This is a genomic window from Mesorhizobium sp. C416B (assembly GCF_030323165.1).
Classification (GTDB): Bacteria; Pseudomonadota; Alphaproteobacteria; order Rhizobiales; family Rhizobiaceae; genus Mesorhizobium.
In genome coordinates this window covers 2,059,056-2,082,209 of record NZ_CP100471.1, presented here as the reverse complement: position 1 = coordinate 2,082,209, position 23,154 = coordinate 2,059,056, and the positions used below count along the sequence as shown (strand labels likewise).

General features: G+C 63.4%; 22 protein-coding genes and 2 pseudogenes. 19 read left to right on the top strand and 5 right to left on the bottom strand.

Translation table 11 applies throughout. The features are described from left to right. Positions 1-72 precede the first annotated feature (72 nt). Positions 73-350, top strand: a pseudogene (locus NLY43_RS10370) (Arm DNA-binding domain-containing protein); the annotation flags it as partial. 195 nt (positions 351-545) lie between these two features. After that, a complete protein-coding gene (locus tag NLY43_RS10365; protein WP_245260041.1) occupies positions 546-1,088 on the top strand; it encodes a protein TonB in 543 nt (180 codons plus the stop codon). A 172-nt stretch (positions 1,089-1,260) separates the two neighbouring features. Here NLY43_RS10365 and NLY43_RS32720 read toward each other — a convergent pair whose 3' ends face one another. Beyond that, on the bottom strand, positions 1,261-1,569 hold the full coding sequence (locus NLY43_RS32720; RefSeq protein WP_155923233.1) for a MucR family transcriptional regulator: 309 nt from the start codon (positions 1,567-1,569) through the stop codon (positions 1,261-1,263). 271 nt (positions 1,570-1,840) lie between these two features. Further along, entirely contained in the window at positions 1,841-3,187 is a 1,347-nt protein-coding gene (locus tag NLY43_RS10355; RefSeq protein WP_023710109.1) for a family 1 glycosylhydrolase, read from the bottom strand. A gap of 918 nt (positions 3,188-4,105) precedes the next feature. On the opposite strand from NLY43_RS10355, the gene NLY43_RS10350 reads away from it, so the two are divergent. The 7 genes from NLY43_RS10350 (at position 4,106) to NLY43_RS10320 (ending at position 11,761) form a co-directional block, all read left to right on the top strand. Continuing rightward, positions 4,106-5,320, top strand: a complete 1,215-nt coding sequence (locus NLY43_RS10350; RefSeq protein WP_023710108.1) for an ROK family transcriptional regulator — start codon at positions 4,106-4,108, stop codon at positions 5,318-5,320. Then, on the top strand, positions 5,317-6,570 hold the full coding sequence (locus NLY43_RS10345; protein WP_023695126.1) for a M20 family metallopeptidase: 1,254 nt from the start codon (positions 5,317-5,319) through the stop codon (positions 6,568-6,570). The genes NLY43_RS10350 and NLY43_RS10345 overlap by 4 nt, the downstream gene beginning before the upstream one ends. Positions 6,571-6,601: 31 nt before the next feature. After that, complete coding sequence (locus tag NLY43_RS10340; protein WP_023667731.1) at positions 6,602-7,663, top strand: substrate-binding domain-containing protein; 1,062 nt, start codon at positions 6,602-6,604, stop codon at positions 7,661-7,663. A gap of 68 nt (positions 7,664-7,731) precedes the next feature. Beyond that, entirely contained in the window at positions 7,732-8,793 is a 1,062-nt protein-coding gene (locus NLY43_RS10335; RefSeq protein WP_023681811.1) for a substrate-binding domain-containing protein, read from the top strand. A 34-nt stretch (positions 8,794-8,827) separates the two neighbouring features. Next, a complete protein-coding gene (locus NLY43_RS10330; protein ID WP_023692325.1) occupies positions 8,828-9,796 on the top strand; it encodes an ABC transporter permease in 969 nt (322 codons plus the stop codon). A gap of 12 nt (positions 9,797-9,808) precedes the next feature. Further along, entirely contained in the window at positions 9,809-11,008 is a 1,200-nt protein-coding gene (locus NLY43_RS10325; protein WP_023710107.1) for an alanine racemase, read from the top strand. A 9-nt stretch (positions 11,009-11,017) separates the two neighbouring features. Then, positions 11,018-11,761, top strand: a complete 744-nt coding sequence (locus NLY43_RS10320) for an ATP-binding cassette domain-containing protein (protein WP_023686849.1) — start codon at positions 11,018-11,020, stop codon at positions 11,759-11,761. Positions 11,762-11,784: 23 nt separating this feature from the next. On the opposite strand, the pseudogene NLY43_RS10315 reads toward NLY43_RS10320, so the two are convergent. After that, positions 11,785-12,038 (bottom strand): annotated as a pseudogene (locus NLY43_RS10315) (MBL fold metallo-hydrolase); the annotation flags it as partial. On the opposite strand from NLY43_RS10315, the gene NLY43_RS10310 reads away from it, so the two are divergent. Further along, positions 11,998-12,333, top strand: a complete 336-nt coding sequence (locus tag NLY43_RS10310; protein ID WP_023710106.1) for a hypothetical protein — start codon at positions 11,998-12,000, stop codon at positions 12,331-12,333. The pseudogene NLY43_RS10315 and the gene NLY43_RS10310 overlap by 41 nt on opposite strands. Here NLY43_RS10310 and NLY43_RS10305 read toward each other — a convergent pair. Further along, the gene (locus NLY43_RS10305) at positions 12,314-13,903 is read right to left on the bottom strand and encodes a GMC family oxidoreductase (RefSeq protein WP_023695130.1); all 1,590 of its coding nucleotides are present in this window, start codon (positions 13,901-13,903) and stop codon (positions 12,314-12,316) included. The two genes, NLY43_RS10310 and NLY43_RS10305, sit on opposite strands and share 20 nt — an antisense overlap. Before the next feature lie 4 nt (positions 13,904-13,907). Next, entirely contained in the window at positions 13,908-15,410 is a 1,503-nt protein-coding gene (locus tag NLY43_RS10300) for an aldehyde dehydrogenase family protein (protein WP_156935482.1), read from the bottom strand. Positions 15,411-15,618: 208 nt separating this feature from the next. Between NLY43_RS10300 and NLY43_RS10295 the strand changes: the two genes are divergently transcribed. The 9 genes from NLY43_RS10295 to NLY43_RS10255 all read left to right on the top strand — a co-directional run bounded on the left by NLY43_RS10295 (position 15,619) and on the right by NLY43_RS10255 (position 23,149). Beyond that, entirely contained in the window at positions 15,619-16,512 is an 894-nt protein-coding gene (locus NLY43_RS10295; protein ID WP_023723347.1) for a hypothetical protein, read from the top strand. A gap of 35 nt (positions 16,513-16,547) precedes the next feature. Continuing rightward, positions 16,548-17,135 carry a YceI family protein gene (locus NLY43_RS10290; protein ID WP_023710103.1) on the top strand — a complete coding sequence of 196 codons (588 nt, stop codon included), beginning with the start codon at positions 16,548-16,550 and terminating at the stop codon, positions 17,133-17,135. A gap of 264 nt (positions 17,136-17,399) precedes the next feature. Continuing rightward, positions 17,400-18,188, top strand: coding sequence for an SDR family NAD(P)-dependent oxidoreductase (locus NLY43_RS10285; RefSeq protein WP_023710102.1), 789 nt, complete (start codon positions 17,400-17,402; stop codon positions 18,186-18,188). Between the two features lie 13 nt (positions 18,189-18,201). Next, a complete protein-coding gene (locus NLY43_RS10280; RefSeq protein WP_023710101.1) occupies positions 18,202-18,996 on the top strand; it encodes a MoaF C-terminal domain-containing protein in 795 nt (264 codons plus the stop codon). 17 nt (positions 18,997-19,013) lie between these two features. Next, positions 19,014-19,403: a nuclear transport factor 2 family protein gene (locus tag NLY43_RS10275; RefSeq protein WP_023710100.1), complete on the top strand. Its 390-nt coding sequence runs from the start codon at positions 19,014-19,016 to the stop codon at positions 19,401-19,403. A gap of 55 nt (positions 19,404-19,458) precedes the next feature. Beyond that, positions 19,459-20,667, top strand: coding sequence for an amino acid ABC transporter substrate-binding protein (locus NLY43_RS10270; RefSeq protein WP_023710099.1), 1,209 nt, complete (start codon positions 19,459-19,461; stop codon positions 20,665-20,667). A gap of 142 nt (positions 20,668-20,809) precedes the next feature. Then, on the top strand, positions 20,810-21,547 hold the full coding sequence (locus NLY43_RS10265; RefSeq protein WP_023723345.1) for an ABC transporter ATP-binding protein: 738 nt from the start codon (positions 20,810-20,812) through the stop codon (positions 21,545-21,547). Beyond that, a complete protein-coding gene (locus tag NLY43_RS10260; RefSeq protein ID WP_023710098.1) occupies positions 21,540-22,256 on the top strand; it encodes an ABC transporter ATP-binding protein in 717 nt (238 codons plus the stop codon). The genes NLY43_RS10265 and NLY43_RS10260 overlap by 8 nt, the downstream gene beginning before the upstream one ends. Beyond that, positions 22,253-23,149: a branched-chain amino acid ABC transporter permease gene (locus tag NLY43_RS10255; protein WP_023686860.1), complete on the top strand. Its 897-nt coding sequence runs from the start codon at positions 22,253-22,255 to the stop codon at positions 23,147-23,149. The genes NLY43_RS10260 and NLY43_RS10255 overlap by 4 nt, the downstream gene beginning before the upstream one ends. Positions 23,150-23,154: the final 5 nt, after the last annotated feature.

Sequence of the window (23,154 nt, the reverse complement as noted above, 5' to 3'; positions counted from 1 at the left end):
TGAAGAAAAAAGGAATTTCCTGCCACGCAGCCTCCAAATTGTACTGACGGTACTTTTCAGAAGGCAATGGGTATGCTGACGGATGCCGCCCTTAAGGCACTGAAACCAAAAGAGAAAATCTATAAGATTGCAGACCGTGACGGCATGTATGTCCGCGCGATGCCCAGTGGTGCGATCTCCTTTCGGCTGGACTACAGGCTCAACGGAGGCCGCGAGACGGTCTATCTTGGCAGGTATGGACGGGACGGAATCTCGCTTGCCTCAGCCGGGAGAAGTGTCTCGACGCGAAGCGCGCTATTGGCGAGGGACGGTCGCCGGCGATAGAAAAGCAGCGCGACAAGCGCCGAGTTGTGACCCCGGTCTCCGGCCGACTTCAGCGCCGAAATGGCTACCAAACCAAAGCGATGCCCGGGCCTTCAAGGCCTCTTCTTATTCCGGCCAAGCCGGCCCGGAGCGCCGCATTCACTCACATCCCTTGAACCTGGGTGCAGAGCTGCTGCATCGAAGCCATTTGAGCAGCTGAGTTCGCGCCCGAACCCGTGCTGGTGCTGGCGGTCGTATCGCCAGCTGTATTCGAGGATCCCGACGTGCCGGTGGTTGTACCCGAACCAGTGCTGTTGCTGGCCGTGGTGTTACTGCCGGTCGAACCAGAGCTGCCTGAAGTGCCGGTGGCTGTGCCAGAGCCGGTGCCGATACTCGCCGTTGTATCACTGCCGGTCGAAGCCGAGCTACCTGACGTGCCGGTCATTGTGCCAGAGCCAGTGCCGTTACTGGCCGTCATCCTCGAGCAGTCGGAGCGAACCTGTGCCTGCTGTTCAGAGCTCAGGGACGACCAGTTCTTGCGGATCTCATCCTGCGACAGAAGTCTTCCCGAATTGGCGTCGCTGAAGAATGAGCCGGAGAGCTTGCTGTCCCAGCCGCTCGGGATACCGCTTTGGCCGGAGCCGGACGTAGAGCTCATACTGGACCCGGCCGATGAGCCGGACGTTCCGTTCGTGCCGCTGGATGTTCCCGACGACTGCGCCAAGGCCGCGGTGGCGAGACAGAGAGAGATCGCTGTAGCTGTCAAAATCTTACGTTTCATGTGAGTCTCCTTTGGGGTTCGACGCCGTTGCGGCGTCGAATCCTAATCCCGAGGAAAGGCACTTGTTCCTGTAAAGAGTGGAATTCGATGTCATGATCCTTGTGCACCAGCCTTGGCCTCGAATGCGATGCCGGAGCGCTTCAACGACGACTGACGCCTCAGGCGAGAGCTGTCCGCTACTGGGTGTTAGAGGCGATATGCGGAACGCTTCCCGAATAGTTGGGTGCCACCATCGGGTAATTGCGAGGCAGGTTCCATTTGGTTCGGTAATCGTCCGGATTCATGCCCAGTCGGCCAAGGTGCGAACTGCGTCGGGTCTCGGTTAGAGACAGGAGGGTGGCCTTTGCCGCAGCGTATAGCTCGACATGCGGAGCTCGTCTCGACCGCGCACACTCAATATGTTTTACGATGACGCCGCCAGATGTCATATGAGCGAATGCCTTTCCGGCGAAATAAATTGCTCCCAGCAGGTCGACGCTCAGCACCTTCAGCCAGCCCGCTCTAGTGAATGCCTCAATGGGTTAAAGATTATCAGGCCGGCGCGTTGTTGACGATTATTACCAACCTGCCGAACGCGTGAGCGCAAGTCGACAGCACCGTGATAGCGGCCTCCCCGGAGCGCCCCTTGTCGAACCGATGCGCGCCTTCTCGACCTTGCCTCCACCCACGTCGGCTCACCCGTGCACCTTCGGTGCCCAACCGCATGGCGATGGCCAGTCCAATGCCGCTTGCAGCACCGGTTACAATGCAGCCTTGTTATCCAGGCGCATCGGGTTCGACCTCTTTCTGGGGAGCAGCAAGTGGTTCAGTCCAGCCTTCAGCGACCCGATCCACGCTCAGCAGGCTGCGCGCATAATCCTGTTGCGCGCGAACAATGGCATCGTCTTGCTGTGAGGGAAGAAAGACCGGCAAAGCAAGGCAGACACTTTGTGTGGCCAACAGCTTGTTCCAGTTCGCGATCAGCGCCTTGAAAGCGCGCCCCACCGCCCTCGGATTTCGGTCGAGGTCATAGAGGCCGAGCGGATTGATCCGTTCGTTGTTCTCCCGAAGCGCACTGTCCCAGTCCACCTGATCCGTCAGCGAGTACCAGGTGAAGCCTACGATGGGGATGCCATCGTTGCGGATCCGCAGCACGTTGGCCCACTCTTTCCACAGCCAATAGACGGCCTCGTCTCCATTGGGGCCTTCTCTGATGTTGGTCTCCGTATGCATTACGGGAAGCCGGTAGCGGTTGAAGTACTGCCGCGTGATCTCGTCATAGCCAAACACCTCGCCGGACCCGGACGTCGTTCCGTCTGCCCAAACCCGATGTTCGTTGGTCTGGTAATAGTCGGTGCCCATCACGCAATGCCTGCGCAGATGGCTCTCCAGGAAGAAACTGTATTCTTCGGCCGTCATCCCGTTTTCGAGAAGATAGCGATAGGTGTGCGCGTCGACGTCATGACCGTAGTTGAGATCAAGCGACAGGAAACGCTCGCTGTTGAACCGTTCCGCTCTGCCGACCGCCTCGGGAGAATCGGCGTGGAAGTATTCCGAGGATTCGCTCTGTATGAAGATGGCGTCCGGCCGCACCTCGAGGATCGCCCGCATGGCAAGCACGTTCGCCTTCACGATGTGCTTGAGGGCGGTGACGAAAGCAGTGTCGCTGCTCAGTTGTTCGTTCCACCATCCCCAGCGAGCCGAAAAGGTGGCGCAGATGAACATCTCATTTATTGGGGTGAAGAGCTGGATCCACGGATAGCGCATCGCGAAATCCCTGGCGTAGTGCTCGAATAGTGTCGGAAAGTCCGGGTTCTGGAAGTTGCCAACCCAGTCCGGCACGCCAAAATGGCAAAGGTCGACGATCGGAAGAATGTCTTTCTCCTTCAGGTCCGCGAAGGTCTCATCGGCGAATGCCCAATCATAACGTCCATCACCCAGCCACGTTTTGTGGATGGGAGGTCCGTAGCGGAGGAAATGCACCCCGAGATCCTGGACCAGTTCGAAGTCGGTGCGCCATCGTTCGTAGAAGCGGCATTTTTCCATTTCGTCGACGCGCTCCCGGCCTTGTCGAATGGTGGGGGTGCTGTTCTCGATGCCGGTGGCAAACATGAACGTGAACATTGATGGTCCTTAGCCAAGGCGGAGATGCCCGCGCTTGGGTCAAACGTTCAGTGCTCGACGCAGTTCCTGCAAGACTGCTTGTCAAGTTCGGTGGGCGCCTGGCAACCACGTGCCTGCAAGTGCTATTCAAAGTCGGTTGACCGGTCTTTGCGAAAGGCAACGCCACATGGCGGGAAAGCCTTCGAACCGGCTTTTTGCCAAAGCCGGAGAATGGCTGGTCGAGAAGGTTCGGCGGCGATTTCTCCAGCCCTACCCGGCCATTCGGAAGATGGCGCTACGCTCGTGATCGTGAGCAGGGCCACCCCAGGCATAGGCGGGTCGAGATTGGCGGAATTCTATCCCACGGTTCAAGCGAGCAGCTTGCGCCGAATATGATCGGACTATGCTGGACGGAGAGGTCGGCTTCGGGCCAGCCCAGTTGGCGTCAAACGGGTCTTTGCGAGTTAAGGCGGTATGGCAGTTATCCACGTTTGCAAACCGTAAGCGGATGTTCCGCTGCCGGCCCCATTTGAGCCATTCACTGGGAGGCAGACCCGCGGTACATCACCGATATTCTCGAAGCCAATAGTTAGTCTCGTTCATCGTCCTTTGGTTCGACAGACCATACGAGAGAATACGAGAGGTGTGGACCGGCGAACCATCCGCTGTATTGATCTCCTGTAGAAAACAGTGCCCCTCAGAGACTAGCATGATCATTATTTGTCAATGCGCTACGAAGCTGTTCGCCCAATTGACTCAAGAAGCTGATCCAGCCACTCCCTGACCGCATTTATCTTCTGCCGAACGGCAGCAACGCGCCTGAATCCTGCCTCCGGATCAATGTTCGCGTACGCAAAAACCGCCGCTCGCGAACATACATTGACAGGTCCAGTTCTGAATAATAAGTTCGGTCACAGAACGAATTAACCGGGGTTCGATGTGACTGACCTGCCGCGCATATCCCGTCAGTTCTCACAGCGCTCCGTGATGGAAGCGATCGTCCAGGGCGGGCCGATCTCGCGCGCCTCGATCGCCAAGCTGACGGGCCTGTCGAAGCAGACCATCTCCGAAATCGTGCGCGGGCTCGAGCAGGAGGGCTGGGTCCAGGAAACCGGCCGCACCAGCGGCCACGTCGGGCGCACCGCCGTCACCTACGAACTGGTCCACGACGCAGCCTATATCATCGCCGTCGACCTTGGCGGTACCAAGGTGCGGGTCGCGCTGACCGACCTTGCCTGCCAGATCTTTGCCGAAGCCGCCACACCGACCGATCCGCGCGGCGGCCAGTTCGTCGTCGATCAGATTGCAGCGCTGGCCTTCGATGCCGCGGCCAGACAGCACGTCGCGCGCAAGAAGATACGCCTGGCCGTCATCGGCGCGCCTGGCGCTCCTGACCCGGCCACCGGCCGCATTCTAATGGCGCCGAACATTGCCGGCTTCGACACAATGAATGTGCTGGATGCCTTCGAAGAAGCGCTCGGCGTCGCGGTGATGATCGAGAACGACGTCAATCTCGCGGTGCTTGGCGAGAACTGGCTCGGCCAAGGCCAGGGCATCGACAATCTCGCCTACATCGCGCTCGGCACCGGCATCGGCAGCGGGCTGATGCTGGGCGGCCATCTGGTGCGGGGTGCTGGGCACGCCGCCGGCGAGATCGGTTTTATGCCGATCGGCGCCGATCCCTTCGCCGAGGAATCACTGCGCACCGGCGCATTCGAACGCGCGGTGGCCACCCACGCCATGACCGATCGCTACCACGCCCTCACCGGCAGGCAGGTCTCGGTGCCGGCAATATTCGAGAATGCCGCGCTTGGCGACAAGGACGCGCTCACCGTGCTCGACGAAACTGCCCGCCATCTGGCGCAAGGCGTTGCGGCAATCGCAGCGATCGCCAATCCAGAAAAGTTTATCCTCGGCGGCTCGATTGGGTTGCGGCCCGAAATCCTGTCCAGGGTGCAGGCGCTTCTGCCGCTATGCTTCCCCTATCCGGTCAGGGTCGAGGCGAGCGAACTCGGCGCACGCGCAGCCCTCATCGGCGCGGCGGCAATCGGCCTTGGCCAATTGCACAACACGCTGTTCGGCGTCGACGCGCCTGATGGCCGGATTTCGCTGCCGCCTGCCCAGGCCGCCGCGCTGAAGGAGGCCGCGATATGACTTGCAATATTACCGCCCGCCTGCAGGCAGCGCTCGACCGTGACGACGCACTAACGCTGTTTCGCGGCGCCATCGGCCGAGAGAGCATCACCGGCAACGAAGCCAACTTCGTCGACTTCCTCGAAGCCAGGATGCGCGACCTTGACCTCAGCGGCCTGACCAGGACGGAATTCCTTCCTGGGCGGCCCAACATCTGGGGCGAGCGCAAGGGGGCCGACCAGGGAAAGCGCCTGCTGTTCATCGGCCATACCGACACCGTCCATGTCGACGGCTGGCGCGAGCATTGGGCAGGCACCGAGCGTGAGGATCCGTTCGCCGCCCCGATCATTGATGGTGCTGTCTGGGGCCGAGGCTCCGGCGACCTCAAGGCCGGCATCATTGCTTCGCTGGCGGCACTCGCGCTGCTCGACAAGGCCGGCGTTCGCCTCAAGGGCGACGTCGCCTTTGCCTTCGTCGGCGACGAGGAGAGCGGCCAGCCCGGCACCGGCATTTCCGCCGGGATCAAGCACTTCGTCGGACGCATCGAGACCGGCGAGGTCACAGCACCCGATTTCAGCGTCTATGTCGAGCCGACCCGCCTGGCCGTCTATGCGGCGCAGATCGGCTTCTTCATCACCGATATCTCGATTACCGGCAAATCCGCCTATTTCGGTGTGCCAGAACTCGGCAAGGATGCGCTCCGTGCAAGCCATGCCGCGATGACGGCGCTTTGGAAGCATTCGGATGAGGTCGCCGCGCGCGCCGAGCACAAACTGGTCGGGCGCGGCTTCCTGCTTATCACCGGGCTTGCCGGCGGCGGCTACATTGCCGTTCCCGAGCGCTGCACGCTCTCGCTGATCCGCAAGCTGTTGCCTGGCGAGGACCTCGACACCGCCGCCGCCGAGATCGAGGCTGCCGTGCGCGGCGCGATCGCCGATCCGGATATTTCGGTAGAGTTCGCCTACCCCGCCGGCCGCGACCACAGGCTGGGCGGCACCGCTGCCGAGATCGGCGAAACGCGGGCAGAAGTCGCCATGCTGTCCGACGCGATGGCTGGCGCAATGAGCGGACGCGGCGTCATCGAGGGCGCACCGTTCTGGTCGGAGTCCCCCTTCATCATCAATCAGCTCGGTATTCCTGCCGTCTATTGCGCGCCCGGCGACATCAGGAATTGCCACACATTCGAGGAGCACGTGGATGTCGAGGAATATTTCGCCGGCATAGTCGGCTTCGCCGCCTTCATGGCCCGCTATTGCGGCGTGGCCGACTGAACCACCAACGAAGCAAAATGGGAGAACTGACATGCCGATGAAGACACTGATCGCCGCCGCCTTTGCCGGCGGATTGATGCTTGCCGCCAACCCAGCTTTCGCACAGACGGTCGGCCCGCAGGGCGAGAGCGCCACGCCGAGCGCCGACGTGATCCTAAGCGATGCCGACATCGCCGCGCTCAAGGACAAGGGCTACAAGGCTGCGTTGCTCTGGCACACCTCGTCCGATTTCACCAATGCGGTAACCGCCGGCGCCACCGACGAATTCGCCCGCGCCGGCATCACCATTGCGGTCAAAACGGATGCCCAGTTCGACTCCGCCCGCCAGCGCAGCGACATCGAGACGGCGTTGGCCGCCAAGCCCAACGTCATCTTGGCGCTGCCGCTCGACCCGGTCACCTCGGCAGAAGCCTTCCGCCAGGCGGTCAAGGACGGCACCAAGTTGGTGTTCCTGTCCAACTTGCCCAAGGGCTACAAGCAGGGCACCGATTACGCTTCGATCGTGACTGACGATCTATTCCAGATGGGCAAGCAGGCTGCGGACGCGATGGCCAAGGCGATTGGCGGCAAGGGCAAGGTCGGCTACATTTTCCACGACGCTGCCTACTACGTCACCAACCAGCGCGACCAAGCCTTCAAGACCACCATCGAGAAGGTGTATCCCGACATCAAGATCGTCGCCGAACAGGGCATATCCGACCCGGCCCGCGCCGAGGAACTGGCCAACGCGATGCTTTTGCAGCATCCCGATCTCGACGGCATCTACGTGACCTGGGCCGAGCCGGCCGACGGCGTGCTGTCGGCGCTACGCGGCGCCGGCAACGCCAGGACCAAGATCGTCACGCTCGACCTCGCCGAGCCGGTCGCGCTCGACATGGTCAAGGGCGGCAATGTCGCAGCCCTCGTCGCCGACAAGGCCTATGAACTCGGCCGCGCCATGGCTGCTTCCGGCATGAAGTCGCTGCTTGGCCAGCCGACACCGGCCTTCGTCGTCGCCCCGGCCCTGACCGTCACCAAGGAGAATGTCGCGCAGGGCTGGAAGGACTCGCTCAACCGCGACGCGCCGCAGCCGGTGCTCGACGCGGCCAAGTAAGGCTCTCGCTCGGGCGCGGCCCGCCGCACCGGAGCTTTTCTTCGACACAACAAAAAGGGAACCGGGATATGCGCAAAGCATCTGTAATCATAACGACAGTGGCGAGCCTGCTAGCCATGCACGCCTTCGCCGCTGAAGGCGTCACCACAGGACCGAATGGTGAAAAGCCGGTGCCGGCGAGCAGTCTTACGCTGACGCCAGCCGAAGAGCAGCAGATCAAGGACGGCAAGTTCACCGCCGCCCTCGTCTGGCACGAGATGAGCGAATACACCAACGCCGTCAACGCCGGCGCCCATGACGAATTCAAGCGCCTCGGCATCGAGGTGGTGGCGCAGACCGATGCCGGTTTCGACGCCGCGCGACAGAAGGCCGATATCGAGACGGTGATGGCCAAAAAGCCGTCGATCATCCTGTCGCTTCCCGTCGATCCGGCGACCGCAGCTTCGGTCTACGATCCGGCACGCCAGGCCGGCGTCAAGCTCGGCTTCGTCGACAATTCCCCGGCCGGCTACAAGCAGGGCAGGGACTATGTCACCATCGTCTCCGACGATCTCTTTCAGATGGGCAACAAGGCCGGCATCGCCATGGCCGAGGCGCTCGGCAAGAAAGGCAAGGTCGGCTACATCTTCCACGATGCCGACTTCTACGTCACCAACCAGCGCGACCAGGCCTTCAAGAAGACCATCGAGCAGGACTATCCCGATATGAAGATCGAGGCCGAGGCCGGCATGGCCGACCCGGCGCGCAGCGAAGACATCGCCCAGGCGATGATCACCCAGCATCCGGACCTGGACGGCATCTATGTCACCTGGGCCGAACCGGCGCTGAGCGTGCTTTCGGCCTTGCGCGGTGCCGGCAACACGCACACCAAGATTGTCACGCTCGACCTCAACGAGCCTGCCGCGCTCGACATGGTCAAGGGCGGCAACATCGCGGCCCTCGTCGCCGACGAGGCCTACAGCATTGGCGTGACGCTGGCGCGCGCCTCGGCAGGTTCGCTGGTCGGCAAGAAGGCCGAACCATTCTATGCCGTAGATTCCATCGCCGTCACCAAGGACACGGTGAAGGACGGTTGGAGGAAGTCCCTCAACAGGGACGTACCGGCGGCCATCGCGGACGCGGTGAAATAGGCTCGAGGCGAAGCGCTCACCACCGGAGGGATAAATGTCCAGTGCCAACACCAGTGCCGGTGGCAGCTTCGCCAGCCGCTTCAATCTGCAGCAATATGTCGTCTACCTCGGTTTCCTGGCGATCTTTCTGTTCTTCGCCATTGTGCTGCGGGACAGCGGCTTCCTCACCGTCCGGAACTTATCGAACATCGTGTTGCAGACGACGCCGGTGACGATCATGGCCATCGGCCTGGTCTTCGTCATGTCGGCCGGCGAAATAGATTTGTCGATCGGCTCGATCGTGGCGGTGGCGGCCCTTGCAGCCGCCGTCACCATCAACGCGTACGGCATGCCGGCAGGGATAGTCGCCGGCCTCGGCGCCGGCCTGCTGATCGGCGTCATCAACGGCGTGCTGGTGGCGTATGTCAGGCTGCCCTCCTTCCTGGTGACGCTGGCGACGCTCGGCCTGTTCGCCGGCGTTTCGCGTTCGATGACAGACCTTCGCTCGATCTCGGTGACCAACGAAGCGTTCACCGGCTTCTTCGGTTCCGGCTCGCTGCTCGGTGTCCCCTCACTCGTCTGGTGGTCGGTGATTGCCGTGGCCATCGGCCACCTGGTGTTCCGCGAAACCCGTTTCGGCGCGCATGTGCTGGCGACCGGCGACAATGCCCGCGCCGCAAGCGTATCGGGCATCAGCGTGCCCAGGATCAGGCTCGCCGTGCTGACCATCAGCGGCGGGCTCGCCGGTCTTGCCGGCTTGCTCTATGCCGGTCGCCTGCAGGCGGCGAAATATACTCTCGGCGAAACCGACTTGATGACGGTCATCGCCGCCGTCATCGTCGGCGGCACGCTGCTCAATGGCGGCAAGGGCTCCGTGGTCGGCGCGCTGGTCGGCTCGTTGATGATGGGCATGCTCAACAACGGCCTGATCCTGATGGGCCTGTCGGTCTCCGACCAGATGATCGTGCGTGGCCTCATCATCCTGACCGCAGTCGCCGTGTCGCTGCGCGAAAAGAACCGCTGAAGGAAGCCATCCATGTTTCTCGACATTTTGCGCCGCCGCAACCCCGCCTTCATCGAATCAGCTATCCGGTTGCACCAGCAAGGTAAGTTGCCGGCCAATGCTTATGTGCTCGATCTCGACACGGTTGAGGCCAATGCGCGGGTTCTCAAGAGCGAAGCCAGCCGCAACGGCCTGAAGATCTTCGCCATGACCAAGCAGGTCGGCCGCTCCTCGTCGTTCTGCCGGGCCGTGATGCGCGGCGGCATTGACCGCGCGGTCGCCGTCGACATGGCTTGCGCCCGCGCCACCCACAAGGCAGGCATGAAGCTTGGCCATCTCGGCCATCTCCAGCAGGTCGCAAAATTCGAAGCGGCGGCTGCGGCGAAAACCTTCAAGCCGGACTACTGGACCGTGTTCAACGATACCAAGGCTGGGGAAGCGGCAACAGGCGCCAAGGCGGCCGGCTATGTGCAGGACCTGCTGGCCCGCATCGCCGCCGAAGGCGATATCTTCTATCGCGGCCATGAAGGCGGTTTCAATGCCGCCGACATTATCGATGTCGCCGACCGGCTGGATGCCGTCGAAGGCGGCCGTTTCGCCGGCATCACCACTTTCCCTGCTCTGCTGTTCGACCATGCTTCGCGAAAAGTGCTGCCGACCCCCAATCTGGCGACGCTCGCGAAAGCTGCGGAAGCGCTGGCTAAGGCAGGCCGCAAGGACATTGAGATCAACGCGCCGGGCACCACGTCGAGCGTTATGCTGGCGGCACTCGCCGAGGCCGGCGCGACGCAATGCGAGCCCGGCAATGGACTGCATGGCACCACCGCGCTGCATGTCATGGAAGATTTGCCGGAGCTGCCGGCGGTGCTCTATCTCACCGAGGTCTCGCATCTCTCCGGCGGCAAGGCCTATTGCCTTGGCGGCGGCTTCTACATCGATCCGATCTTCCCCGACTACGACGTCAAGGCGATCGTCTCGGCTGAACCGACGACGGCAGGCTCGGCACTGCGCAGCGTCGAGGTGCCGCCGCCCTCGGCGATCGACTATTACGCCATGATCGATGCCGCCGGCGCGAACGCGCCGAAGCCTGGCGACAGCGCCGTGTTCGGCTTCCGTGGCCAGGCCTTCGTCACCCGCGCCCATATTGTCGGCGTGTCGGGCATTTCGACGGACAATCCGAAAGTGGAAACCATCGAGAACGGCTTCGGTGAACCCTATGCCTGGCCAGTCTAGGAGAAACACATGACGGTGAGCGCGCCCATCCTTCAGCTGCACGACATTCGCAAGAATTTCGGCGGCATCACCGCGATCGAGAGTTTTTCGCTCGAGGTTTTCCCGGGCGAGATCGTTGCACTCGTCGGCGACAACGGCGCCGGAAAGTCGACGCTGGTCAAGATCGTCTCGGGCGTCCACCCGCCCTCGTCCGGCACCATCGTCATCGAAGGAAAACCGGTGACGATGTCGAATGCCACCATGGGGCGCGCGCACGGCATCGAGGTCGTCTACCAGGACCTGGCGCTGGCCGACCAGCAGACGGTCTACATGAACATGTTCCTCGGCCGCGAGCCGCTGAACCGCCTCGGTTTGCTCGACCGCCGCCGCATGATCGACGAGACCGAGAAACTGGTGAAGGAACTGGACGTGCGCATCCCCTCCGCCCACGCCACTATCCGCGATCTCTCCGGCGGCCAGCGCCAGGGCGTTGCGATCGCGCGCGCCACGCATTGGGCAAGCAAGCTGATCCTGCTGGATGAGCCGACGGCGGCGCTGGGCGTTGCCGAAACCGCCCGGGTGGAGGCTATCGTCCAGTCGCTGAAGCAGCGCAATGTCGGCATCCTGATCATCAGCCACAGCCTCGACCAGGTCTTCAAGCTCTCCGACCGCATCTGTGTTCTCAGGCGTGGCAAGCAGATTGGAATTCGCGAGACCGCGAAGACCGATAAGAACGAGATCATTGCCATGATCACCGGCCTGCAGCAGCAATAGCAGGAACTTCTCTGAGAGCCCCCGCCCGAGATCCGGATGTTGTCGGCGATCACGCGATCGATCAGCTTGTGCCGCGTGGTGATCGCCATCGGCCCGTCCTGGTCGTAGCTGCCTTGCCACTCCGGATGCGGCGCCAGCAGCGCTGGCACATACATCGTGTCGCCCGAAATCATGCGCTGTTCCTTGCCGTAGTTTGCGAGGTAGACCGAGTGGCCGGGCGTGTGGCCGGCGCAGCGATGATCTGGAAGCCGGGCGCGACTTCGGCGCCGTCATGGATGCTGCTGGAACTGCTGCGTCTGGTGAAGCTGCCTGCATCGCCTGAATTTCTCCAGGCGTTCCGCACCAGCTTTCTGGCGGCCAACAGCAGCGCGTTGGCATCGCTATCCCAGTCTCGATTTGATAGGACCTATGCAATGTATGGCGGCGCCGACATCACCGTGCCGCCCGGCGGCGTCAAGCTGTCCGGTTTCGGTCGCGACAAAGTCGCTGCATGCGCTGGACAGATACACCGTCTCAAAACAGCCGGGATTTCTCTGGGCTGCCCGTTTCTCGCTAAGCGCTGCCGAGGATGAAATCGGCGCACCGATCGGCGATCATGATCACCGGCGCGTTGGTGTTGCCGCTGATGAGACGCGGCATGATCGAGGCGTCGCAGATGCGTAGGCGCGGCACGCCGCGCACGCGCAATTGCGGGTCGACCACCGCCTGGTCATCGGTGCCCATCCGGCAGGTGCCGCAGGGGTGATAAACCGTCTTGGCGTGTTCGAGGATGTGGTCTGTTATGGACTGATCGGAAAGGTCGGCGGCCCCGCCCGGCGACAGCTCCTCGGCTATCACCGCCTGCAGGGCCGGCTGACGCAGGATGGTGCGGGCGATCTTCATGCCGGCGAGCAGCAGGGCAAGATCGCCGGGATCGGTCAGAAAGCCGGTGGTGAAGCGGATCGGGGCGGCCGCGTCGCGCGACCGCAGCCTGACCATGCCGCGCGAGTTTGGCCTGAGCACACAAGGGTTGAGCTCCATGCCGTGGCGATCGATCGAGCCGTGCTCGGCGCTTTCGATCATCACCGGGAGGACGTGGAACTGGATGTCGGGCCGGCCGTCGCCATCGGTGTCGAAAAAGCCGCCGCTTTCGACGACGTTGGAGGTGAGCAGGCCGCTGCGGAACAGCATGTACTGTATGCCATGGCGCAGCGCCCGCAGGCCACGGTCCTCGCCGAGCAGCGAGATCGGCTGGCGCGTCAGCGCATAGACGGGGGCGGCGACATGGTCCTGCAGGTCGCGGCCGACCGAAGGCATGTCGCGGATGACCGGAATGCCGAGCCCGGCCAGATGTTCGGCGGGTCCCAGTCCCGACAGCATCATCAATTTCGGCGTTGCCAGCGCGCCCGAGGTGAGGATCACCTCGGCCTTTGCCGTCGCCGCGTGGTTCCGGCCATCCGAAGTGGTGTAGGCAACGCCGCTCGCCGCGCCGTTTTCCAGCGTCACGCCGGTGACCAGCGCATCGGTGACGACGGTGAGATTGGTATTGCCGGCCAGCGGCTTGAGGAACACTTTTGCCGCCGACTGGCGTTCGCCATTCGATGTAGTCGTCTGGTAGAAGCCGACGCCCTCCTGCCCGGCGCCGTTGAAGTCGTCATTGTAGCGGAAGCCGGCCTGTTGCGCCGCCTTGACATAGGCCATGGACAACGGATGGCGGTAGCGCGGATCGGAGACCGGGAGCGGTCCCTCGGTGCCGTGGCGTTCGCCGGCGAGGCGCTCGTTGCGCTCAAGCCGCCGGAACACCGGCAGCACCTCGTCCCAGCCCCAGCCGGGGCAGCCGAGGTCGCGCCAGCCATCATAATCCTGCGGTTGGCCCCTAACATAGAGCATGGCATTGATCGAAGAGCCGCCGCCCAGTGTGCGGCCCTGCGGCACCGGCAGCCGGCGTCCGCCGACGCTCGGTTCCGGCTCGGATTCGTAGATCCAGCTGCGCGCCGTGCCGATCACCTTGGCGAAGGTGGCGGGCATGTCGATGAGCCTGGTGTTGTCGGCCGGCCCGGCCTCGACGAGGAGCACGCGCTTGCCTGATCCGACCAGCCGGTTGGCCAGCGTGCAGCCGGCCGATCCGGCGCCGGCGATGATGTAGTCGTATTCGGCGCTCATCGTGTCAGGCGTAGCGCATGATGACGGTCTTGGTCTCGAGATAGCCTTCGATCGCGGCACGGCCATGTTCGCGGCCGATGCCGGACTGCTTGAAGCCGCCGAACGGTGCGGCGGGGTCGAGCGTGTTGTGCGAATTGACCCACACGGTGCCGGCCTTTAGGCTGTGGATGGCGGTCATCGCCTTGCCCAGGTCGCGGGTCCAGATCGAGGCTGAGAGACCATAGCGCGTGTCGTTGGCGATGCGGATCGCCTCGTCGAGGTCGGCGACTGGCATTGCCGCCACCACCGGCCCGAACACCTCCTCGCGCATGATCTCCATGTCGGGTCGGACATTGTGCAGGATGGTCGGCGCCACATAATGGCCCCTGGCCGGCAAGGGTCGCGCGCCGCTGACCCGCTCGCCTCCGGCCGCCAGTCCACGCTCGACAAAGCCCTCGACGCTTTTCCGGTGCTTGGCCGAGACCAGCGGATTGATTTGCGCTTCGGCATCGCGGCCGGCGCCCAGCGTCATGCCGTCGGCGATTTCGGCCAGCCTTGCCAGCGTGCGGTCGTAGATCGATTTCTCGATCAAGAGCCGCGAGGCCGAGGTGCAGACCTGGCCCTGGTTGAAGAACATGCCAAGGCCGGCGACCAGCGGCTCGATGCCTTCCTCCATGTCGGCAAGCAGGATCATCGGCGATTTCGAGCCGAGCTCCAGCGTGAAGCGGGCGACACGGTCGACCGCCGCATGGCCGACGCGTTTGCCGACTTCCGTCGAGCCGGTGAAGGTCAGCTTGTCGATGCCGGGATGGCGGATCAGCGCCTCGCCGGTGACGCTGCCGCTGCCGGTGACGATGTTGACGACGCCCGGCGGGAAGCCAACGGCTTCGATCAGTTCGGCGAGCCTGAGCAGGCCTAGTGGCGTTTCCTGCGGCGGCTTCAGCACCACGGTGCAGCCGCAAGCGAGCGCCGGCGCGATCTTCCACATGCCGATCAGCAGCGGAAAATTCCACGGCACTATGGCGCCGACGACGCCGACCGGCTCCATCACCGTCATCGCCTGGTGTCTGGCGCCCGGCGGCACGGGGATGGACACCTGGAAGGTCGAGCCCTCGATCTTGGTCGCCCAGCCGGCATAGTAGCGCAGCCAGTCGACGGTGCCGCCGGCGCTGAGCATACGGGCGACGCCGAGCGACTTGCCGTTCTCGATGCTTTCGATCTCGGCCAGAAGGTCGGCGTCGGCCTCGACCGCGTCGGCGAGTTTCAGCATCAGGTTCTGGCGATCGACCGGCCGCATCGACGCCCAGGGGCCTTCGAGCGCCGCACGCGCCGCGTGCACCGCCCGATCGACCAGTTCGGGGCCGCTTTCGGGGACACGGGCGACGATCTCGCCGGAGGCGGAATCGTCGACGGGGAGGTCGTTACCGGCAAGGCCGTCAACAAAGCGGCCATTGATGAAGGGCCGGTGCGAACGCGCCAGGAACGCGGCGGCGGCTGGGCTGATCGGCGGCACCATTCTCTCGTTCATGCCATCCTCCTCGATGTTGATGAACACGGTGCAGCGAGGGTTATGGAGCGCATGGACTGGCTTCAAGCCAAAGGCGGCGCGAGTGCGCGCTCAGTCAAAACAAAGTTCCCGCTCGGACAAGACACCTCGCGATTGAGTGGCCTAGATCAGGATCGCATCGAGCCGCGCGTTTTGCGCGAGCCTCCCTGACGCGAAGAGGTGTCGGCCATTGAGCGCATTGCTGGGCAATCCGATGGTCACCACGGCGGCGCTGCCGCTTGTGCTCGGCATGGCGATGGCGTTGCTGGGACGATTTGCGCTGCCGGGATCCTCGCCGGCGCTCTCGTTGATCTGGGCCGCGTTGCTGCTGTTCTTCTACTGGGACACGCTTGGCCCGCCGGTCGTGCCGCCCGTCGCCGCCAGCCAGAAGCTGATCTATCTCGCTGTTGCCGGTATTCTCATCGGGCTGTTGCCCGAGCGCCTGTTGAGCACCCCGGGCGTGCTGGTCGCCGCGGCCCTTGCGGCGGCGCTGTTGTGGCTCGGCTGGCGCCGCCTTGCTGGCGGTTCGCTCGATCCGCAGATGATCGCAGCCCTCGTCACCGGCCTTCTCGTAATCGTCGGCGTCGCGATGCTGCTGTCCCTGAAGGCTTTGCCGTCGCCGCTGGTGGAGGATCCGTTCCTGGCACCCGCGGCCATGCTCGCCATGTGCCTGGCCGGCGCCATCATCTCGGTGCTTGGCGCGTCGATCATCACCGGGCAGTTGCTGGGATCGCTGGCCGCGCTCGCCGGCGGCTGGTGCCTCGTCCAGTATATCGCGGTGCTGCGCGGCGGCACGGCGGCCGCCTGGAGCAAGGGCGCCGAGCTGATCCTCGTCTACGCCGCGGCCACGGTGCTGATCCAGATGGCGCTGCTGGCGCCTAAGGCCAATCCGGTCGCGCTGGTGCTTTCGCCCTTGCCGCTGATCGTGGCTGCCCTGGTGCCCGGTCCGCTGCGGCGCCTTGTTCCCGGCATCAGGCCGTTGCGGCCGCTGGTTGCCGGTCTGCTGATCGCCATGCCGGCGATGCTGGCCATCCTGACGGCGATCGTTCGGGCGCCGCACGGAGCCGCGCTTGGCTTTTCCTGAGCCAAGAAATGACAACCAACAATGGGGAGAGATACGTGACAATAGGAAAACTGACGGCCGCGCTGGCCTTTGCCTCGACATGCGCGTTCGCATCGGCCGCGCACGCCGAAAACTACGAGATCGATGGCCAGCACGCCTGGGTCACCTTCACCATCAAGCACGGCATCTATGGCATCGCGCATGGTCAGTTCGATGCCGTCAAGGGCGCCATCGTCATGGACAAGGCCGATCCGTCGAAGAGCAGCGTGAAGGCCGAGCTCGATGTCGGCTCGGTGCACACCGCCTATGACCAGCGCGACAGCGACCTGAAAGGCCCGGACTTCTTCAACGCCGCCGAATTCCCGGCGATCTTGTTCGAGAGCACCAAGATCGAGAAGGTCGGCGACAAGACCGGCAAGGTGACCGGCAATCTCACCATCAGCGGCGTCTCCAAGGAGATCACACTCGACGTGACGCTGATCAACGAGGCGCCGGCGCCCTGGGATGCGACGCTGACCAAGGCAGCGTTCACGGCCACCGGAAAGATCAGCACCGCGGATTTCCCGATGGCCAAGGCTGCCGCCGGCTTCGGCCTCGGCCCGGATGTCGACATCGTCATCGATCTCGAAGCGGTGAAGAAATAGGCCCCTTCTTTGTTTGGCGCAATTCCCCAGGGGAAGCGCTACGCACTTTCCCCGGGAAAACCGCTTCACACTTTCCTGGAATTGCTCTTGCGGGGGTGGCGGCTGCCGCGCGGCCGAGAGGTCGCGCGGCATCAATGGACGAGGCGCGAAGTGCGCGCTCAGTCAAAACAAAGTTCCCGCTTGGACAAGACGCGAAACGGCTGATGCCGCACTATGCCCAGCGAAGATCGGCGCAGCCGGCACAGCACCAATCGGGATGGAACCATGCGATTTTCCGGAAAGACGGCTTTCATCACTGGCGGCGGCACCGGCATTGGTGCCGCGGTCGCAAGGCGCATGGCGGCGGACGGCGCCAAGGTGGTGCTGATGGGCCGGCGGCGCGAGCCGCTGGACGCCGTCACCAGGGATATTGGCGGTCTGGTGGTGCAGGGCGATGCCGCCGATCCGAAGGCGGTGCGTGCGGCGCTTGCCGAAGTGCATGAAAAAATCGGACCGGTCGATATCCTCGTCGCCAATGCCGGCGGCCATGGTGTCGGCCCGACGATTTCGATGAGCGACGAAACCTGGAGCCTGGCGACGCGCACCAATCTCGACACCGCTTTCGTTTGCGCCCGCGAATGCCTGCCGGACCTGATCGCGCGGAAGGGCAACATCGTCGTCGTTGCCTCGATCGCCGGGCTGTTTGCCGGCCCGGACGCTGCCGGCTACGTCACCATGAAGCACGCCTGCATCGGCTTCGGCAAATCGTTGGCGCGCGACTATGGCCGCAAGGGCGTGCGCACCAATATCATCTGCCCGGGCTGGGTCTCAACCGACATGGCCGACGAGCAGATGGCGCTGATCGTCGAGAAACACGGACTTGGCTCGACCGACGAGGCCTACCGTCTGGTGACCAAGGATGTGCCGCTCGGCCGTTCGGCGACACCGGAAGAGGTTTCCAACGTTATCTGCTTCGTCGCTTCGAGCGAGGCGGCCATGATGAACGGTTCGATCCTGACCGTCGACGGCGGCGCTACCGTCGTCGACCTGCCGACATTAGCTTTTGTCGATTGATTGGGAGAGTGCGATGAAGGACCAGAACAGGCCGGCGGACTGGAAGCATTTCGATGATTTCGCCGCCGGCATCGCCACCAACCGGCTGGCGACGACGTCAGCGTTGCGCGGCCAGACCTTCAAGATCACGCTGGACACCGGGCGCACAATCGACCTTGCCTTCACGTCGGCCGACACGGTGGCGTGGAGCGAGGGTAGCGAGGCGGGGGCGGACTGGTACGAGGCGCTCGAAGTCGCCGCTAATGTGTTCTTCATCAACATGACTTTCGCCGCCCGGCCGACCGAGGATGAGGCCTACGTCGTGAACACCAGCACGCGCCGGGTGCTGTCGGTGCGCGAACGGGTGCGTGAAGAAGGCGAAGCGCCCGGCGAGCCGCTCGTCGCGCAGACCTGGTCGGCCGGCGTACTCGGGGATCCCGGCAAGGCGCCGACCGGTATCAAGCCGGCGCCGAGCCGGGACCTGATCGGGCTCACCGCGCACTACACCTACAGCCCCAACCACGTCTACGAGCACATCTATCTGAGCTCCGAGCGTTATGGCTGGCAGAACCTCGTCGGCATCCAGCGTGGCCATGGCGACGTCGACCTCGCGACCACCTGGAAGTTTGCAGACAACCAATATGTGTTCGGCTTTCGCGAGTTCATCATCCCGGTCGCCTCGCTGTTCTTCTACAATTGGGACGTCATGCGCTCGACCGGGAAATTCCTCGGCGTGACCGGCCTGGGCAAGGTCGAGAACAAGCCGGCAGGCGCTCACATCGAGAAGAAATCCAGAACCGTCTATGACGAAGGCAAGGCGCCGGTCTGACCGTGCGGGAGAACGCGATGAACAAGAACTACGAAGCGATCAAGGCTCATTACGCCGGCTCCGATGCCAAGGATTTGGCCGCGATGATGGCGCCGATCACCAGCCGCACCGCCTGGACCGAAATGGCGGGCTTCCCCTATGCCGGCACCTATGTCGGCCCCGACGCCATCATAGCGGGGGTCTTCAAGCGCATCGGCGAGGAGTGGGACGGCTACACGCTGAAGCTCGAAAGACTGGTCGATGGCGGCGCCACAATCGTCGGCATCGGCACCTATTCGGGCACCTACAGGAAGACCGGCAAGCCAATGTCCGCGCGCGTCGTCCATGTCTGGGAGATGGACGACGGTAAAGCCGTGAGTTTCGAGCAATTCACCGACACCAGACTGGTCGCGGCAGCGACGGTCTGAGGCATGCGGGCGGGCGCCGATGCGTCTGGCCGATGAAACAACCTGGGAGGATGCAATGGGAAAAAATCTGAAGGCAATTCTGGCGGGCCTGGTGCTGGCGACCGCAGTTGCGGCCGGCGTCACAGGGGTCGCGAATGCCGCCGGCGATGAGATCGTCATCGGCGCGCCGATCTCCTTGACCGGGCCGCTGGCCGGCGACGGCAAGGAGCAGAAATGGGCCTATGAGCAAGCGGTGGCCGATATCAACAAGGCTGGCGGCATCATGCTCAAGTCGGCCGGCAAGAAGCTGCCGGTGCGCCTCGTCGTCGCCGACGACGAAAGCTCGGAAGGCAAGGTCGCCTCGGCGCTGGAAAACCTGATCAAGGTGCAGAAGGTCGACGCGCTGCTATCGACCCATTCCGGGCCGATGAACATCGCCGGTGCCATCGTCGCCGAGAAATACAAGAAGTTCTACATGATCACGACGGCGTTCCCGTTCGAGTGGCAGCCGTTGAAGCTCAAATATTCGGCCCTCTTCTTCTTCCACCCGGGGCCGGGCGCCGAAGTGCCATTCGAGATCTGGAACAAGCTGCCGGCCAATGAGAAGCCGAAGAACCCGGCTCTTGTCACCGAGGATTCGCCCGACGGCAAGGGCTTTGGCGGCGCCTTCGAGGCGGCTGCGAAGAAATATGGTTACACTTTCGCCGTGGACGATCCCTGGGCGATCGGGGCCACCGACTACTCGGCACTGATCACCAAGCTCAAGGCCGCCAACGTCGACGCCATGCTGGTGTTCGGCTCGCCGGCCGACACTGTGACGCTGCTGCGCCAGATGAAGGAGCTCGGCTTCTCCGTACCTTATCTGCATGGCTGGAAGGGCACCTGGACGGGTGAGTTCCACGAAGCGCTCGGAGCGGATTCAGACTACATCATGACTGACGGTTTCTGGTCGTCGAGCTATCCCTATCGAGGCGCCAAGGGACTCGGAGATCGCTACGAGGCCGAATTCAAGAAGGACTCCGTCACAGTCGGCGCCTTCTACGCTAATGCGCAGGTGCTGGCGCAGGCGATCGAAAAGGCGGGAACCACCGATGCCGCCGCGCTGCATGACGTGATCTTCAACCAGGAATTCAAGGACACCGTCGTCGGCGATCTCAAATTCGACCAGACAGGCTTTGCCCTGATCCCCAGCGTCGCCACGCAATGGTGGCAAGGCAAGCACCAGCTGATCTTCCCCAATGGCAACTGGACCTACAAGCCGGCGCCGGCCTGGGACAAGCGCTGAGCGGCGAGGGCACGGGCTCCGACGTTGCCGCCCGCCCCTTCTCCCCCGTCGTACGCGGGGAGAAGGGCGGCGGGGCGACGAGGGCGGCGCTGACCTCGACAGATTGCATGGACAGCTTCCCCTGGAGAAACGGAAACACACGATGCAGCCTGACGAGACCTTGCTTCGCCTCGAGGCGATCCAGAAGCGGTTCGGCGGGCTTGTCGTGCTCAACAACATCGACATCGCCGTCGGACCCAATGAGCTGATCGGCCTGATCGGTCCCAACGGCGCCGGCAAGTCGACACTGTTCAACGTAATTACCGCGCTCTACACCCCAACCCAGGGCCGTATCCGCTTCCGTGGCGAGGACATCACCGGCACGGCCCCGCATCGCATCTGCCGGCTCGGCATTGCCCGCACTTTCCAGCTGGTGCGCACGTTCCTGACCATGACCGCCTTCGAGAACGTCATGGTTGGCGCCGTCTATGGCTCCGGCGGCCGGGTCAAGCATGCGACGGCAGCCGCCGAGGAGGCCCTTGAACTGGTCGGGCTGACTGGCAAGCGCGATATCCGCACTGCACACATGACGCTGTCGGACCGGCGACTGCTGGAGATCGCGCGAGCCGTCGCCTCCCGCCCGGGGCTGCTGTTGCTGGACGAGCCGATGGCGGGGCTGAACCCGACCGAGATCCAGCGCATGGTCGATGTCATTCGCCGCGTGCGCACAGACAAGGGGGTCTCGATCCTGTGGGTAGAGCACAAGGTCGATGCCATCATGAAGGTGTGCAGCCGGGTAATCGTGCTGGACCATGGCGAGAAGATCGCCGACGGCACGCCGCGCGAGATCGTTGCCAACCGCAAAGTGATAGAGGCCTATCTTGGCGAACCGGCTGCTTGAAGTGAACAACGTGGAAGTCGCCTATGGCGACGTCGGCGCGTTGTGGGGCGTGTCGATCCACGTCGGGCCCGGCAGCATCGTCGCCATTGTCGGCGCCAACGGCGCGGGAAAGACGACGCTGCTGAAGACCATCTCCGGTCTGCTGAAGCCGAAGCGCGGCGAGATCTTCCTCTCTGGCGCGCTGCTGGCCGGCAAGGCGCCGGAGGAGATCGCGAAGATGGGCATCGCGCATGTGCCGGAAGGGCGCGGCCTGTTCCGGCAGATGACGGTGCTGGAAAACCTCGAACTCGGCGCCTTCCAACCCAAAGTTCGGAAGCGCTTCAAGCAGTCGCTGGAGAAAGCTTACACGCTGTTTCCGCGGCTAAAGGAGCGGGCAGGGCAGAAGGCCGGTTCGCTCTCCGGCGGCGAGCAGCAGATGCTGGCCATCGCGCGCGCCACCATGTCGGACCCGTCGCTGCTGATTCTCGATGAACCGTCGTTGGGGCTGAGCCCGATCGTGGTGCAGCAGATGTTCGCTCTGATCGAGACCTTGCACAAGCAGGGCGTCACCATCCTCTTGGTCGAGCAGAATATCCATCAGGCACTGAAGGTCGCCGACTACGCCTTTGTGCTGAAAACCGGCGAGCTTGCCATGCAAGGCACCGGTGCCGAGCTCATCGCCGATCCCGAAATCCAGAAGGCCTATATGGGCGTATTGGAGGTGCAATGATGCAGAACATTCCGCCTCCCGAAATCCTGCTGCAACTGTCGCTCAACGGCGCGCTGGGTGGCGCCATGTACGGCGTTGCGGCGGTGGGCCTCAGCCTCATCTTCGGCACCATGCGGCTGATCTTTCTGGCGCAGGGCGCGATGATCATCCTGTCCGCCTATTTCGTACGAGCGCTGTTCTACGGCGTCGGCATCGACCCTTTCGTGTCGCTGCTGATCGTCGTGCCCGTCGGGCTCGTTGTCGGCTGGTTGGTCTACCAAGGCCTGTTTCGCCGCGCGGCGGCAGCGGAGGACCGCAACATCTCGCTCTTGATCGCGGTCGGTCTGATGTTCCTGATCCAGAACCTGATGACGGTTATCTGGGGCGGCAATACCGCGGCGATCGTCACCTCCTACACGGCGAGCGGCATCGAGATTTTGGGCGTGCGCACCTCCTTCACCCGTTCGATGGGCTTCGTGATTGCGCTCGCCGGTACCGGCCTGGTGGTGCTGTTCCTGCGCAAGACATTGGTTGGTAAGGCGGTGCGCGCGGCCTCCGAGGACATTGAGGCGGCGACTCTGATGGGCATCAGCCCGCACCGCGTAAACGCCATCGCCTTCGCGATCGGCATAGCGCTTGCCGGAGCGGCCGGGGTCGCGGTGGCGACGACATTCCCGTTCAACCCGTTCGCCGGCTTCATCTTCAGCCTCAAGGCGCTGGTGGCGCTGGCGCTGGGCGGGATCGGCAATGTAGCGGGCGCACTTGCCGGCGGCATCATCCTCGGTCTGATCGAAGCCTATGTGCAGTATTTCATCTCGGGCGGCTGGACCAACGCCATAGCCTACGGCGTGTTCCTGGCGGTGCTCATGTTCAAGCCGGAAGGCCTGTTCAGCCGGCCCTACAAGAAGGCTTGAGCGTC